Source organism: Pseudoalteromonas aliena, from assembly GCF_038155085.1.
Taxonomy (GTDB): domain Bacteria; phylum Pseudomonadota; class Gammaproteobacteria; order Enterobacterales; family Alteromonadaceae; genus Pseudoalteromonas; species Pseudoalteromonas aliena_A.
Window position 1 is genome coordinate 24483 of sequence record NZ_JBAKAU010000003.1, and the last position, 13625, is coordinate 38107.

At 38.5% G+C, this 13625-nt stretch carries 19 protein-coding genes; 6 read left to right on the forward strand and 13 right to left on the reverse strand.

The window, feature by feature from the left end:
- The first annotated feature begins 92 nt into the window (after nt 1-92).
- Nucleotides 93-284 carry a carbon storage regulator CsrA gene (gene csrA / locus V6260_RS04345; protein ID WP_341592852.1) on the forward strand — a complete coding sequence of 64 codons (192 nt, stop codon included), beginning with the start codon at nt 93-95 and terminating at the stop codon, nt 282-284.
- Between the two features lie 50 nt (nt 285-334).
- Here the strand turns inward: csrA and V6260_RS04350 are convergent, their stop codons facing one another.
- From V6260_RS04350 to V6260_RS04410, 13 genes are all read right to left on the reverse strand, one after another.
- Nucleotides 335-802 (reverse strand): YcxB family protein, encoded by a 468-nt coding sequence (locus tag V6260_RS04350; protein WP_341592853.1) that lies wholly within the window; start codon nt 800-802, stop codon nt 335-337.
- A 117-nt stretch (nt 803-919) separates the two neighbouring features.
- Nucleotides 920-2278, reverse strand: a complete 1359-nt coding sequence (gene mgtE, locus V6260_RS04355) for a magnesium transporter (RefSeq protein WP_341592854.1) — start codon at nt 2276-2278, stop codon at nt 920-922.
- 137 nt (nt 2279-2415) lie between these two features.
- Nucleotides 2416-2688 (reverse strand): HPr family phosphocarrier protein, encoded by a 273-nt coding sequence (locus V6260_RS04360; RefSeq protein ID WP_341592855.1) that lies wholly within the window; start codon nt 2686-2688, stop codon nt 2416-2418.
- A 42-nt stretch (nt 2689-2730) separates the two neighbouring features.
- Nucleotides 2731-3576, reverse strand: a complete 846-nt coding sequence (gene rapZ / locus V6260_RS04365; RefSeq protein WP_341592856.1) for an RNase adapter RapZ — start codon at nt 3574-3576, stop codon at nt 2731-2733.
- A gap of 18 nt (nt 3577-3594) precedes the next feature.
- A complete protein-coding gene (ptsN, locus tag V6260_RS04370; RefSeq protein ID WP_341593068.1) occupies nt 3595-4047 on the reverse strand; it encodes a PTS IIA-like nitrogen regulatory protein PtsN in 453 nt (150 codons plus the stop codon).
- Between the two features lie 4 nt (nt 4048-4051).
- Nucleotides 4052-4339 (reverse strand): ribosome hibernation promoting factor, encoded by a 288-nt coding sequence (gene hpf, locus V6260_RS04375; protein WP_341592857.1) that lies wholly within the window; start codon nt 4337-4339, stop codon nt 4052-4054.
- Between the two features lie 26 nt (nt 4340-4365).
- Nucleotides 4366-5868, reverse strand: coding sequence for an RNA polymerase factor sigma-54 (locus tag V6260_RS04380; protein WP_341592858.1), 1503 nt, complete (start codon nt 5866-5868; stop codon nt 4366-4368).
- Nucleotides 5869-5937: 69 nt separating this feature from the next.
- A complete protein-coding gene (lptB, locus tag V6260_RS04385; protein WP_002957942.1) occupies nt 5938-6663 on the reverse strand; it encodes an LPS export ABC transporter ATP-binding protein in 726 nt (241 codons plus the stop codon).
- A complete protein-coding gene (gene lptA, locus V6260_RS04390) occupies nt 6660-7205 on the reverse strand; it encodes a lipopolysaccharide transport periplasmic protein LptA (RefSeq protein WP_341592859.1) in 546 nt (181 codons plus the stop codon). The genes lptB and lptA overlap by 4 nt, the downstream gene beginning before the upstream one ends.
- Complete coding sequence (gene lptC / locus V6260_RS04395) at nt 7195-7749, reverse strand: LPS export ABC transporter periplasmic protein LptC (protein ID WP_341592860.1); 555 nt, start codon at nt 7747-7749, stop codon at nt 7195-7197. Before lptC ends, lptA begins: the two co-directional genes overlap by 11 nt.
- The gene (kdsC, locus tag V6260_RS04400) at nt 7746-8297 is read right to left on the reverse strand and encodes a 3-deoxy-manno-octulosonate-8-phosphatase KdsC (protein ID WP_341592861.1); all 552 of its coding nucleotides are present in this window, start codon (nt 8295-8297) and stop codon (nt 7746-7748) included. Before kdsC ends, lptC begins: the two co-directional genes overlap by 4 nt.
- On the reverse strand, nt 8298-9269 hold the full coding sequence (locus V6260_RS04405) for a KpsF/GutQ family sugar-phosphate isomerase (RefSeq protein ID WP_341592863.1): 972 nt from the start codon (nt 9267-9269) through the stop codon (nt 8298-8300). It lies immediately after the preceding gene.
- A 2-nt stretch (nt 9270-9271) separates the two neighbouring features.
- Nucleotides 9272-10240 (reverse strand): calcium/sodium antiporter, encoded by a 969-nt coding sequence (locus V6260_RS04410; RefSeq protein ID WP_341592864.1) that lies wholly within the window; start codon nt 10238-10240, stop codon nt 9272-9274.
- Between the two features lie 254 nt (nt 10241-10494).
- On the opposite strand from V6260_RS04410, the gene V6260_RS04415 reads away from it, so the two are divergent.
- The 5 genes from V6260_RS04415 to V6260_RS04435 are packed head-to-tail and all read left to right on the forward strand — an operon-like array spanning nt 10495 to nt 13623.
- The gene (locus tag V6260_RS04415; protein ID WP_341593069.1) at nt 10495-11310 is read left to right on the forward strand and encodes an ATP-binding cassette domain-containing protein; all 816 of its coding nucleotides are present in this window, start codon (nt 10495-10497) and stop codon (nt 11308-11310) included.
- Nucleotides 11310-12089 carry a lipid asymmetry maintenance ABC transporter permease subunit MlaE gene (gene mlaE / locus V6260_RS04420; protein WP_341592865.1) on the forward strand — a complete coding sequence of 260 codons (780 nt, stop codon included), beginning with the start codon at nt 11310-11312 and terminating at the stop codon, nt 12087-12089. The genes V6260_RS04415 and mlaE overlap by 1 nt, the downstream gene beginning before the upstream one ends.
- 13 nt (nt 12090-12102) lie before the next feature.
- Nucleotides 12103-12651: an outer membrane lipid asymmetry maintenance protein MlaD gene (mlaD, locus tag V6260_RS04425; RefSeq protein ID WP_341592866.1), complete on the forward strand. Its 549-nt coding sequence runs from the start codon at nt 12103-12105 to the stop codon at nt 12649-12651.
- Between the two features lie 5 nt (nt 12652-12656).
- Nucleotides 12657-13337: an MlaC/ttg2D family ABC transporter substrate-binding protein gene (locus V6260_RS04430; protein WP_341592867.1), complete on the forward strand. Its 681-nt coding sequence runs from the start codon at nt 12657-12659 to the stop codon at nt 13335-13337.
- Nucleotides 13330-13623 carry an STAS domain-containing protein gene (locus tag V6260_RS04435; RefSeq protein WP_341592868.1) on the forward strand — a complete coding sequence of 98 codons (294 nt, stop codon included), beginning with the start codon at nt 13330-13332 and terminating at the stop codon, nt 13621-13623. The genes V6260_RS04430 and V6260_RS04435 overlap by 8 nt, the downstream gene beginning before the upstream one ends.
- Nucleotides 13624-13625 lie beyond the last annotated feature (2 nt).

A 13625-nucleotide genomic window follows, 5' to 3' on the forward strand; every position in this document is an offset into this window, starting at 1 on the left:
ATTGGGAGTTTTTACTTACTTTTCAGTCTAATTTTCATTAGTATGTTCAAGCGGAATCTTATAATTTTTTATTGGAACATGGGAGCAATAGAATGCTAATACTAACTCGTAGAGTAGGTGAAACCCTAATGATTGGTGACGAAGTAACAGTGACCGTTCTAGGTGTTAAAGGAAATCAAGTTCGAATTGGTGTTAATGCACCAAAAGACGTATCAGTGCATCGTGAAGAGATTTACATGCGCATACAAGCTGAAAAGTCGAGCCCTAACCCGGGTAATGCTTAATCAACACGTATACGTAGTTGAGTAACTAACTCAACTAGACTAAAAGCCACTCACTGAGTGGTTTTTTTGTTTATAAAAGCGAGTGTTTCAGGGCTAAGAATTTGTTTTGATATGTACTGCATGCCGCTTTTGTTTTTAATAATAATACCTTGCTGGGTGTCTATTACTTCACTAATATTTTGCCATTCTAATTGATAGTTTTTGTAATGATTAGCAGATTTAATACCTTTCTCATCAAAGGTAAGTGTTACCTCAGAGCCTGACGCTTTGCTGAGCATTTGTCTGGTTACCCACCATGGTCTGCGATAGTAAAAAGCGACGCACTCGAGTACCGCTAGCATGATCATAAACGATCCTAAGTAATGATCGTCTAAACCATAAATACCAAACAAACCAAGCGCAACTAACAACACAAGTAAAAAGTATTTAGGTTTTGCACGCTTACTATAAGGGAGTGACTCATCAAAACACTCGTAGAAGTAGGGTTTATCAAGCGTGTAGGTAGTAGTGAATTGCATATTGTTTCATTTAAAACATAATTTTCTATATTTTAACAGCAAGCTATTAAATGAGCAGCTTTATAATCAGTTTTAAGCTGTATTTCTGTCTCTATAACTTATTAACCAAAGCTAAGATTAAATTAATAACCATGTAGCAGTACCTAAAAAAGCAAATATACCGACAATATCTGTCACTGTGGTTAATACTACACTACCCGCAAGAGCTGGATCTATATCCATTTTTTTGAGGATGATTGGAATACTGGCACCTGCTACTCCTGCAACAACTAAGTTCATGAACATTGCAAAAGCCAGTACGCCACCGAGCATAAAGTCCCATTGCCACAATGCAATCACACTTGCGATTAATAGTGACCATAAAACGCCATTTAATGCGCCAATTGCAAGTTCCTTCATCATTAAAAAACGCTGATTTGTTTGATTTATATGGCCTACGGCTATACCACGAATAACCAATGTTAATGATTGGCTGCCAGCGACGCCACCCATTGAAGGAACAATGCCGTTGAGTACGGCTAAAATGGGGAGTACATCTAGAGTACCTTCAAAAAAGCTAGCTACAAAAGCGGCAGCAAGGGCTGTTAATAAGTTTACACCTAACCACACTGAGCGTTTTTTTGAGCTTTTTAAAACGGGAGCAAAGGTATCTTCTTCATCATCAAGACCAGCTAGGCTCAATAGACTATGTTCAGCATCTTCTCGTATTACATCAACAATATCATCGATTGTTACACGGCCAAGAAGCTGATCGTTGTCATCCACAACGGGTGCTGATATCCAGTTATGACGCTCAAATAACTGTGCTACCTCACTTTCGTCCATTGAAATTGGAATTGATTCACATTCTTCATCCATTAAATCGCGCACAATTTTTTCTGGCGGATTAGTTAATAAAGTACTTAATGACAAAGCACCAATAAAGCAATTATGTTTATCTACTACGTAGAGATCATCAGTACCTTCAGGAAGATCGCCACGCAGTCTAATATAACGAAGTACAACATCGAGTGTTACATCAGGGCGAATGGTGACCGTATCGGTGTTCATTAGCGCACCAGCTGAGCGCTCTTGATAAGAAAGTGCTTGTGTTGCACGTTCACGGTCTTGAATGTCCATCGCGCTAACAACGTCTTTGTAGACGGTATCTGGCAGACTACGTAATACTTCACCTAAGTCATCGTGGCCCATATCTTCAGTTGCGGCGGCAATGTGCTCTGGTGCCATTTGGGCGATAATGCCTAAACGTACATCTTCAGATAGTTCTTCAAGAACATCCCCCTGCACATCAGGGTCAACTAATTGCCAAAGTAAGCGGCGGATTTTATGTGGTGATGATTCTAATAAAAGTGCAGTATCACAAGGAGCTGTTTTTGCGAGCATGCGCCTAACTTGAACAAATTGACCACTATTAAGTGACTTAGTCACTTGTTTTAGTTGCTGCAGTGGGTAATCTTGTTCAAAAGCTTCTGGCATTGGCGTCCTTTATAAATTTTTACTACTGTATGGGAGGAGATGAGTAATTGATATTACTAACCGTGTTCAATTTCTCTTTTTAAGTAAACTAAATCTGTTAAGAACATCAGTTTTCGTTATTAACAAATTGATTTTTATTATTCTTGCTCATTAAAGCGTTGTGCTATTAATTCACCAACAGCATGTAAAGCCTTTTCTGAATCAGGTCCTTTGCATACGACTTTAACTTCTTTTCCTTGGCTGCTTTCAAGTAACATTAAGGCGAGTACGCTATCACCAGCGGCTTCTTTATCATCTTGAAATAAAGTGATTGTGGCATCGAATTGTATTGCTAGTTGAGCAAGTACAGTCGCGGCTCTAGCGTGTAAGCCTAATTTGTTTTTTATTAAAAAAGTATCTTCACAATACATAACTTACTCTACCCAAGCTGAACAGATTATTATTTAGTTATATTACTTTTCTTGTTCGCGGTGACGAATTTTTACATTGGGATGAGTTATTGCAAAGCTTTCACCAATCGTTTGTGCTAAATACACAGAGCGATGTTGTCCGCCGGTACACCCAATAGCAATGGTTAAATAACTACGGTTATTTCTTTCTAAGTGCGGTAACCAAGTTTGTACAAATGTTTGGATCTGCCATGTAAACTTTTGGACTATGCTGTGACTCGCTAAGTAATCTTTTACGGGTTGATCAAGGCCTGTCAATGGCTTTAATTCAGGTTCCCAATGTGGATTTGGTAAAAATCGAGCATCAAATACATAGTCGGCTTCTTTTGGTATGCCATGTTTAAAGCCAAATGATTCAAACGTTACAATAAGTTGCTTATCTTTTTTCCCAAGTATTTTCTCTCTAATAGACTCCGCTAATTGATGGACACTTAAATCAGTTGTGTCGATCATGAAATCGGCGCGAGTAATTAATGCATCAAGTAATTGTTTTTCTTTTTTTATGGCTAAGTCAAGTGGTAATGAGTCAATCGAAAGAGGATGTAATCTGCGCGTTTCAGAAAAACGTTTGATCAATGTTTGATCATCACTATCTAGATAAAATAAAGTTGGATTTGCAAAACCAGGTAAATACTCAAAAATTTCGTTAAACTCGTCTTTCTCTTTTGGGATGTTACGCACATCAATGCTCACAGCAATTTTATCATAGCTACCTGATACGCTGCGTACTAAAGAGGGGAGTAGGTTTACTGGAATATTATCTACGCAATAATAACCCAAATCCTCCACCACGCGTAAAGCAACCGATTTACCAGAACCTGATCGGCCACTTATGATAATTAATTCCATTTATCATCCTTATTAAAACTACGATTGACTAACAATAACTTGATAAAGTTCTGCATCGGATTTTGCAGTGCGCAATTGCTTACAAAACTCTTTATTATTTAGTTTATCAGCTATGGTTGCTAGAGTCTTTAGATGCTGCTGGTTATCACCATCTGGTACGATGAGTGCAAGGAATATATCAACAGGACGATTATCAATGGCATCAAAATTTATTGGCGTTTTGCTAACAAGTACTACGGCTAAGGGCTCTTCTACATTGTTCATTCTTCCGTGCGGGATAGCAATACCGCGGCCAATTCCTGTGCTCCCTAATTTCTCTCTATTCAATAAGGCACTAAGGATATCTTGTTGAGGAAGGTGAGGAAGCTTCTCATGAGCGAGTTCGCTAATAAATTCTAAAATTCGTTTTTTGCTATTAAAAAGGACCGCAGCTTTGCTGCAGTCCTGGCTGATAAGTGAACTTAATTTCATAATATTAATGTCGAGCAAGCTTCTCTTTGTGTTTAATAACTTGACGATCGAGCTTGTCAATCAACGAGTCTATGGCAGCATACATATCTAAATGTTCTGTAGATGCAAATAATTCTGCGCCATTAACATGAATAGTTGCTTCTGCTTTTTGGTTAAGTTTTTCTACATCGAGAATAACATGAACATTATTAATGTGATCAGAGTGTCTTTCTAGCTTCGCAAATTTATTATTTACATACTCTCTTAATGAATCAGTAATTTCTACATGACGACCAGTTAAGTTTAGTTGCATAAGCGTTTTCCTCTTTGTTTTGCGTCTTAAATCAAACTCTTTCGTTGATTTGACGGTGGAATAGCCAGAGATTCGCGATACTTTGCGATTGTACGTCTGGCTACTTTAATTCCTTGCTCAGCCAATATATCTGCAATTTTGCTATCACTCAATGGTTTTGCTGAGTTTTCTGCAGCGATTAATTTTTTGATAAGCGCACGTATTGCTGTAGATGAACATTCACCTCCATTTTCGGTGCTTACATGGCTTGAGAAAAAGTATTTAAGTTCAAATATGCCGCGTGGTGTATGCATGTATTTTTGGGTTGTGACGCGCGAAATTGTTGATTCATGCATTTCTACCATTTCAGCAACATCATTTAATACCATTGGTTTCATGGCTTCAGGGCCATGCTCAAAAAAGCCTTGCTGTTGCTTAACTATACAATTAGTTACTTTTAATAGCGTGTCGTTTCTACTTTCTAAGCTTTTAATAAACCATTTAGCTTCTTGTAAGTGGGAGCGAATAAATTGGCTGTCGCCACTTGATTTTACAGTGCGAGACATTGCCGCGTATTGGCTATTAACACGTATTTTAGGCATGCTATCTGGATTTAATTCAACAACCCAGCGGCCTTTTATTTTTTTTACCGACACGTCAGGTATCACATACTCAGACTCTTCTCTTACAATAGTATCTGCAGGTTTTGGGCTGAGAGTATGTATTAGTGTCATTACTTCTTTAAGCTCTTCTTCTTTGAGCTTAGTTTTTTTCATTAATGTACGATAGTCACGAGCAGCTAGTAGGTCAATATGATCGGTTAGAATCATTTTGGTTTCATTGATATAAGGAGTATCTTTATCAAATTGATTCAACTGAATACATAAACACTCTTGTAGACTACGAGCTGCTATCCCTACTGGATCAAATAGTTGAATGCGCTTTAGCACTGCCTCTATTTCATCGAGTTCAACTTCGTCCTCACTTTCGTCATTTTCTTGATTAAAACTCTCTAAAATTTCTTCACAACTGAGCGTCAAAATACCAGAGTCATCAACGGCTTCGACAATCGCAATGGCGATGGCTTCATCTGTAGGGCTAAATGGTGTTAATTGAAGTTGCCACATTAAATATTCGTGGAGTGTTTCTGTAGAGGCACCTTGATATATAGATTCGTCTTCAGGCATAGGGCCTGATGACGAGGCTGGCGCTGCACTCATGTACTCATCCCAGCTAACATCCATAGCCATGTCGTCACTTAGTGTCTCTTTAGCAAGTGCTTCACCGCTATCTTGTTCGTATTCACTAGGGGTATCATCAGCAGATGCGCTAACAGTTATGTCATCGGTATCAGCTTTTTGCTCGTTTTTACCTGCAGCATCTTCAGAATAGTCTGGCTCTTCAACCTCTAATAGCGGATTACTGTCCAGAGCTTCTTGTATTTCTTGCTGTAGATCCAATGTACTGAGTTGTAACAAACGAATAGCTTGTTGCAATTGTGGAGTCATTGTAAGTTGCTGGCCCATGCGCAGCTGTAGTGATTGCCTCATGTATCTCTAACAATCCTTTTATGTTGTTATAATTAATACTAGCAGATGCTTAAAGACATGGCGTAAATGTTACAGCCTAAATTGCTCGCCTAAGTAAACATCCCGTACTGTTTTATCATTTAATACGTGTTCTGGAGTACCTGATGCAATCAGCTCCCCATGAGAAACAATGTAGGCTTTTTCACAAACATCAAGGGTTTCCCTTACGTTATGATCGGTAATTAATACACCAATACCACGATTTTTAAGATGTTCTATTATTTTCTTTATATCTAATACCGAAATAGGGTCAACACCCGCAAACGGCTCATCAAGTAATATAAATTTAGGATCTGCTGCCAGCGCTCGTGCTATTTCCACGCGGCGACGTTCTCCACCCGATAATGCCATACCTTGACTATCACGAATGTGTTGAATGCTAAATTCATCTAATAAGTTATTTAGAGTGTCTTCACGAGCTTGCTTATTTAACTCTTTACGCGTTTCTAAAATAGCCATTAAGTTTTGATAAACAGTCAGTTTTCTAAAAATTGATGACTCTTGTGGTAAGTAGCCTATGCCTAATCTAGCACGACTATGCATGGGTAAAAGAGTAATATCGTTATCATCAATGGATATTTTACCTTTGTCGCTAGGAACAAGACCTACAATCATATAAAAAGTCGTTGTTTTACCTGCACCGTTAGGGCCAAGTAAGCCAACGATACTGCCAGCTTGTACTTCAAGGCCAACGTTTTTTACAACTTCACGACCTTTGTAGCTTTTTGCCAATAGTTCTGCTTTTAATGTGCTCATGGTTGACCTTTATCGCTTTTTTTACTTTTTTTAGCTTCGATTGGTACTAAAATTGTGTGAACGCGGTCAGTTGAGTTTTCATCTTTTTCGGCACTGATGAGCTGCTGCTCTATATCGTAGGTAATGCTTTTCGCATTTATTTTTTGTCCGGCTTGTGATATTTGTGCATTACCAACAAGCGTTAAAAACCGCTTAGATACATCGTAGCGTACTTCATTTGCGCTGGCGCTCATTATGGTGCCATCTGCTTGCTTCTCTTCAAAATAAGCCGGGTTACCAGTAGCTATTAATAATTGTTTGTTATCACCAAGTTCATCCCGCTTATGTACTTCTAAACGATCGGCTGTTATCCGACGATTACCATGAATAATTTCTACGTTTTTTTCAAAAATACCCACATTCGCTTTTAGTTGACCTTCTTGTTTGTCTGCGCTAATAGAAATTTGATTAGCAGCAGGTTGAGCTTCTAGTTCTGCTGCATTGCCGTTAAAAACAAAGATAAGTGTAGGAATAATAAGTATTTTCGAAATTTTATTGGTCATAATATATGGTTCGCGTATGGTTAATTAGTTTTATTACATCGGTTTTTAAGTCGGCTTCTAAGCCTTTACCGGTGATTTTTAAATTGGGGCCAGTAATAATAACCGGTTGCTCTGAGCGCATAGTTAGTCGTTTTATATCAACCTGTATATTATCTGCATTGATTTTATCTATCATGTCATCGTCAGTTAGATTTTTGGCAACTACATTACCTTCTAAAATTAACTGTTTGTCTTCATACAATGTTGCTTCATCTGCATTTATACGCCACGTTTGTTTTTCGTTGTATAAGGTAAAAATAGGTTTTTCAAAAAAAGTAAACCCTAATTGTTGATATAACTCCATTTTAACCGCAGTGACCTTGTGACTAATTTTGCCATTTTCATCATAAGCAGTTTGTTTTAACTCTATTGCAATGTAATCGGGCTTAGCTATAACTTCAGGTTCTGTCTGAGGTGTTGTATTTGTTTGTGCAAAATAAGGATACCAGAGCCAAACCATACAGCTAATGAATAAAATGCTAAGTATTATTCGAGCTGCATTCATGAGCTAGTGCCTTTACTTGTAAGAGTTTTACCATTTTCCAACATTAGTAAGTCGGTTAACTCACGCACAGCACCAAAACCACCTGGCATTTGTGTAATATAATGTGACAAGCGCTTAATAAGCGGGTGAGCGTCATTAACTGCAACAGCAAAGCCAACTAATTCCATGACAGGCATGTCTGGCCCATCGTCACCAATGTAAGCAATTTCATCATCAGTTAAATTGAGCTTGTTTTTTAGTTCTTCGTAAGCGGTGAGCTTATTCTCTTGGCCTTGATAAATATGTTGGACAGTTAGGCTGCTCATTCGAGTTTGTACTATTTTGGAGTGACGCCCCGTTATAATGGCTACTTCAAAGCCACTGTTTATAAGTGCTTTAATCCCAAATCCATCTTTGGTATTAAATGCTTTTAGCTCTTCACCTTGGTTTCCTAGGTAGATTCGCCCATCAGAAAAAACACCATCAATATCGCATATAAGTAATTTTATTTTTTTAGCGCGTGCTTTTGCATCATCGCTTAGCGGCTGATAGAGATCTTCAAACTGCATTTATAAAACTCCTGCTTTTAATAGGTCTTGCATATTCAGAGCGCCAATAGGGTAGTTTTTTTCGTTAACGACTATTAACCCATTAATACGTTTGTTTTCCATTATATTAAGCGCTTCAGCAGCGAGTATATCTTGTGTAGCAGTTGTGCATGATTTGGTCATTACTATATTAATTGGTGTAGTATGAATATCAATGCGCTGCTCTAAAATTCGGCGTAAGTCACCATCAGTAAATATACCTGCGAGCTCTTTGTTGTCATTAATTACAGCAGTCATACCTAAACCTTTAGCTGACATTTCAATTAATGCATCTTTTATCGTTTGTGAAATAGTAATAATAGGTGTGTTTATACCACTGTGCATTACATCTTTTAGAGTAAGTAGTAGTCGTTTTCCTAAGCTACCACCAGGATGAGATAAAGCAAAGTCATCAGCTGTAAAGCCGCGAGCTTCTAAAAGTGCAACGGCCATAGCGTCGCCCATCGCAAGTGTGGCTGTAGTGCTCGCTGTTGGTGCTAAGCCTAATGAGCAGGCTTCTTTTTTTACTTTTATGCACACATGTACATTGGCAAGGGTCGCCATGGTTGATTGCGTATTGCCAGTCATAGCTATCATTTTGGCACCAAGTCGTTTTAAAACGGGAATGATATTTAAAACTTCACTGGTTTCCCCTGAGTTTGAAATAAGTATAACCACGTCATTTTTAGTGATCATACCTAGATCGCCATGACTTGCTTCACCAGGGTGAACAAAAAAGGCTGGGCTACCCGTACTTGCAAGTGTGGCGGCTATTTTATTGCCAATATGACCTGATTTACCCATCCCAATGACAATAATACGGCCTTCGCAGTCGAACATTAACTGACATGCTTGATGAAAGTTTTCATCTACATACTGAGTGATATCATTTAATGCTTGGCGTTCAATATCAAGAACACGAAGGCCTTGTTCAATAAAGTTTAACTGCGTCATATTTACCCTATTTGATAAAAAATATAACCTTGATAGCCTAAAAACGCCATTAGTAATAAGCCGCCTTCTACTCTATTGATACGTTGAGAACCTTTAAAGTTCAGCGACATAATAATAAGAGCAAGCGTTGCACCAATCATAATTAATACATCTCGGCTTACTAACGATGGATCAATTGCAGAAGGGTTAATAATACCAGCGAGAGGTAATACCGCTAAAATATTAAAAATGTTTGAACCGACAATATTGCCTAATGCTAAATCGTCTTCATTTTTTAAAACACCAGCTATAGAAGCTGCAAGCTCTGGTAAGCTAGTACCAATAGCAATAATAGTTAAACCAATAACTAGATCGCTCAAACCAAAGTACTTAGCAATATCAACGGCTGAGCCAACTAAAAAGTGTGAGCTTACAGGTAATAAAATCATCCCGATAATTAACCAAAATACTGCTTTTCTTGTTGATACATTTTTAGGAACATCATCGCAGGCTTCTGAGACAAATGGATCATCTTGGCTTTTAGCACGCATTGATACGATAATTAACCCGCCGATGAATACAATAAATCCAACTAGAAGCGCAATGCCTTCGCTAAATGAAAAATAGTTATCAGAAAAAACATACCAAGTAGCAAGCGATACTAGCATTACTAATGGCATTTCACGCTTTAACGTACTAGATGAAACTGCTAGGGGACGAAATAGGGCTGTAATACCTAACACTAGTAAGATGTTTGTAATATTTGAACCAACTGCATTTCCCACGGCCGTGTCTGTTTTGTTAGCCAATGCTGCAGAGGCTGAAACCATCATTTCAGGAGCAGAGGAGCCCATGGCTACAACGGTTAAGCCAACTATAAGAGTGGGTACGCCAAAGTTTTTAGCAAGCGCTGCTGCTCCATAAACAAACCTGTCTGCACTCCAAACTAGAGCCGCAAAACCAAGAATCAAAATAACAAACGAGGTAACCATTGTGTTAAGCCAGTTATTCAAAATACATATTGCGCGAATAGTAACAAAAGCCAACATGAAAGTATAAATAAAAGAGTCGGGTCTGCTCTAAAGTGGTTGATGTTTTTAGATTATATTTAAAAACTTAAGCATACATTAAGGAGAGTTACTTCAGCCTTAGAGCACTTTTTATAGGTGTATTACAAAATCTTACGAATTGTTTTTTCCATATTGGGCGAAAAACCCTTAAAATAGGATCACTAGTGAACATTGTTATGGAGAGCGACTTGTCGCAATCAATAGTAGAAGTCAAGGATGTGAGCTTTTCGCGTGGCGATAGAGTCATATATAAAAATATGAGTTTTAGCGTACCTAAAGGTAAAATCACTGCCATCATGGGGCCAAGCGGAATTGGCAAAACCACCATGCTACGCTTAATCGGCGGTCAGCTTAAGCCTGATTCAGGTGACATTTTATTTGAAGGTGACAGTATTCCAAGCATGTCACGCAAAGAGCTGTATGCCGCACGAACCAAAATGAGCATGCTTTTTCAAAGTGGTGCATTATTTACTGATATGTCAGTATTCGATAATATTGCTTTTCCAATACGGGAGCATACCGACTTAAGCGAAGATATAATTCGTTTAATCGTATTAATGAAGCTTCAAGCTGTTGGACTTCGAGGTGCAAAGGACTTAATGCCATCTGAGCTATCGGGCGGTATGGCAAGGCGGGCGGCTTTAGCGCGCTCAATCGCACTTGATCCAGAGCTAATAATGTACGATGAGCCGTTTGCTGGACAAGATCCTATTTCAATGGGTGTATTAGTCAAATTAATTAAATCTTTAAATGAAGTACTAGGCTTATCATCTTTAATTGTAACTCACGACGTTACCGAAGTTATGAGCATTGCTGATCATGTAATTATTATTGCAGATCAAGGTGTAATAGGTTTTGGCACACCTGATGAAATGCGTAATCATGAGTCTCCTTTAGTGCAGCAGTTTTTAAATGGTTTGTCGGATGGCCCTGTCCCGTTTCATTTTCCAGCCCAAACGTATGCAGACGAGTTACTTGGAGAAAAAGCATAATGTTGGATTTACTTCAGAAGCTAGGGCGTAAAACGTTAGGGCGTTTTGCAGCTCTTGGTCGATCGGCTCATATGCTATTTAGCGCATTGGCACATGTGCCAAATTTAAGAAAAGGCACGCCTTTACTTATTCGCCAGTTATATATGGTGGGCTCCCAGTCTTTACTCATTATTATGGTGTCTGGTTTATTTATTGGCATGGTATTGGCATTACAAGGCTACACCGTATTAGTTGGCTATGGTGCTGAGGATAGTTTAGGGCCGTTAGTGGCACTGAGCTTATTGCGAGAACTGGGGCCGGTTGTTACTGCATTATTATTTGCAGGACGCGCAGGTAGTGCACTTACAGCTGAAATTGGTTTAATGAAAGCAACAGAGCAACTATCATCCTTAGAGATGATGGCAATAGACCCTCTAAAACGTATTATTGCACCGCGCTTTTGGGCGGGTTTTATAAGCATGCCACTACTTGCTTTAATATTTTCAGCTGTAGCAATCATAGGTGCTCACTTGGTCGGAGTAGATTGGCTGGGTGTTGATACAGGTAGTTTTTGGTCAATCATGCAATCACAGGTATCGTTTCAGCAAGACATACTAAACGGTATTATTAAGAGTTTTGTATTTGCCATAGTGGTGACTTGGATTGCGCTTTATAAAGGATATGACTGTGTGCCGACCTCAGAAGGGATCAGCAAAGCAACCACTGAGACGGTTGTGCATTCGTCATTAGCAGTTTTAGGTTTTGACTTTATTTTGACAGCGGTAATGTTTACCAGCTAATAGGGTATAGATAATGAATTCACGGAAATTAGAAATTTTAGTTGGCTTTTTTGTAGCACTTGGCATTTTAGCATTTGCTATGCTGGCACTTAAAGTAGCTAACTCAGGCATAAGCGGCTCAGGCGAAACATATACGCTTAATGCCAAGTTTGAAAACATTGGCTCGTTAAAAGCACGTGCACCGGTAAAAGTTGGTGGGGTTGTAATTGGTCGTGTTGAATCAATTTATGTTCATCCACAGGAGTTTTTACCAGTAGTAAATATGACTATTGACGCACAGTACTTATGTCGTTTTTCAGACACAAGCTCAATCTCTATTTTAACCTCAGGTATTTTGGGTGAGCAGTACTTAGGTATTCACCCAGTTATTTCTCCAAATTCGGCTAAGCAACGCTGTTTAGGCGAAACAGTTACTGAAAACAAGCAAGACGAAGCAATTGATGACTTGTTTGGTGTAGAAAGTAAAGCGCTAGGTGATGGTGATTCAATCACTGATACTAAGTCTGCCATTGTACTTGAAGAGTTGATTGGGCAGTTTTTATTCAACCAAGGTAGTGAGTGATTATTATGTTGAAAAAGTTTTTAGCTATTGTAGCAATTAGCACTATGACGCTAACTCAAAGCGTAAGTGCTGCAGATGTTAAGCTGGTCGACCCTAACAAAATGGTTCGTCAAGTTGCCGATAATACGTTTGCGCGTATTAAAAAAGATCAGCCATTAATTATTAAGGATAAAGAGTACCTTCGCGTAATAGTTGAAGAAGAATTGATGCCTTATATTGACTATAAATATGCAGCTTTACGTGTGTTAGGTGGTGAAGTATCTAAAGTACGTGCAATCACCGACGAAGCTGAAAAAGCCAAAGCGATCAAAGATATTCAACGCTTTATAAGTGTGTTTAGAGAATACTTGGTAGCTACCTATGCTGGTGTATTTACACAGTACACAAATCAAAAGGTTGAGTTTGGCGCAGAACAAGCATTTAAAGGCAAAGATGTAGTTGTAGTTAAAACTAAAATTATTGAAGATGGTAAACCAGATATCAGAATTGATTTTAAAGTACGTGAAGACCGTAATGGTCAATGGCGTGCGTATGATATGATTGCAGAAGGTATTAGCTTACTAGATGCAAAACAAAGTGAGCTTCAAGGTATTTTACGTCAGCAAGGTATTGATAATGTAAGTAACCTTTTAGAGCAAAAGAGTCAGTTACCGGTCCAGTTTAGAGGTAGCAATTCGAATGACTAAATTGGCGATAAGCCAAGTTGATGAGCAGCACTTTCGAGTAAGTGGTGAACTTACTCGAAATTTAATTGGCAATGAACAGCTTCTGAACGATAAGCTATTAAGTAAGCATAAAACTACCTATTTTGACCTTAGAGAGGTATCTAGGGTTGACACAGCCGGCTTAGCTTGGTTAATTCACTCTTTTGCAGAATTTAAGCAACAAGGCATTCGTCTTGAATTGCAAAACCCACCTGAACAATTGCAAAATTTAATGCAATTGGGTCAAGTTACAACTTTATTTGAGTGAGA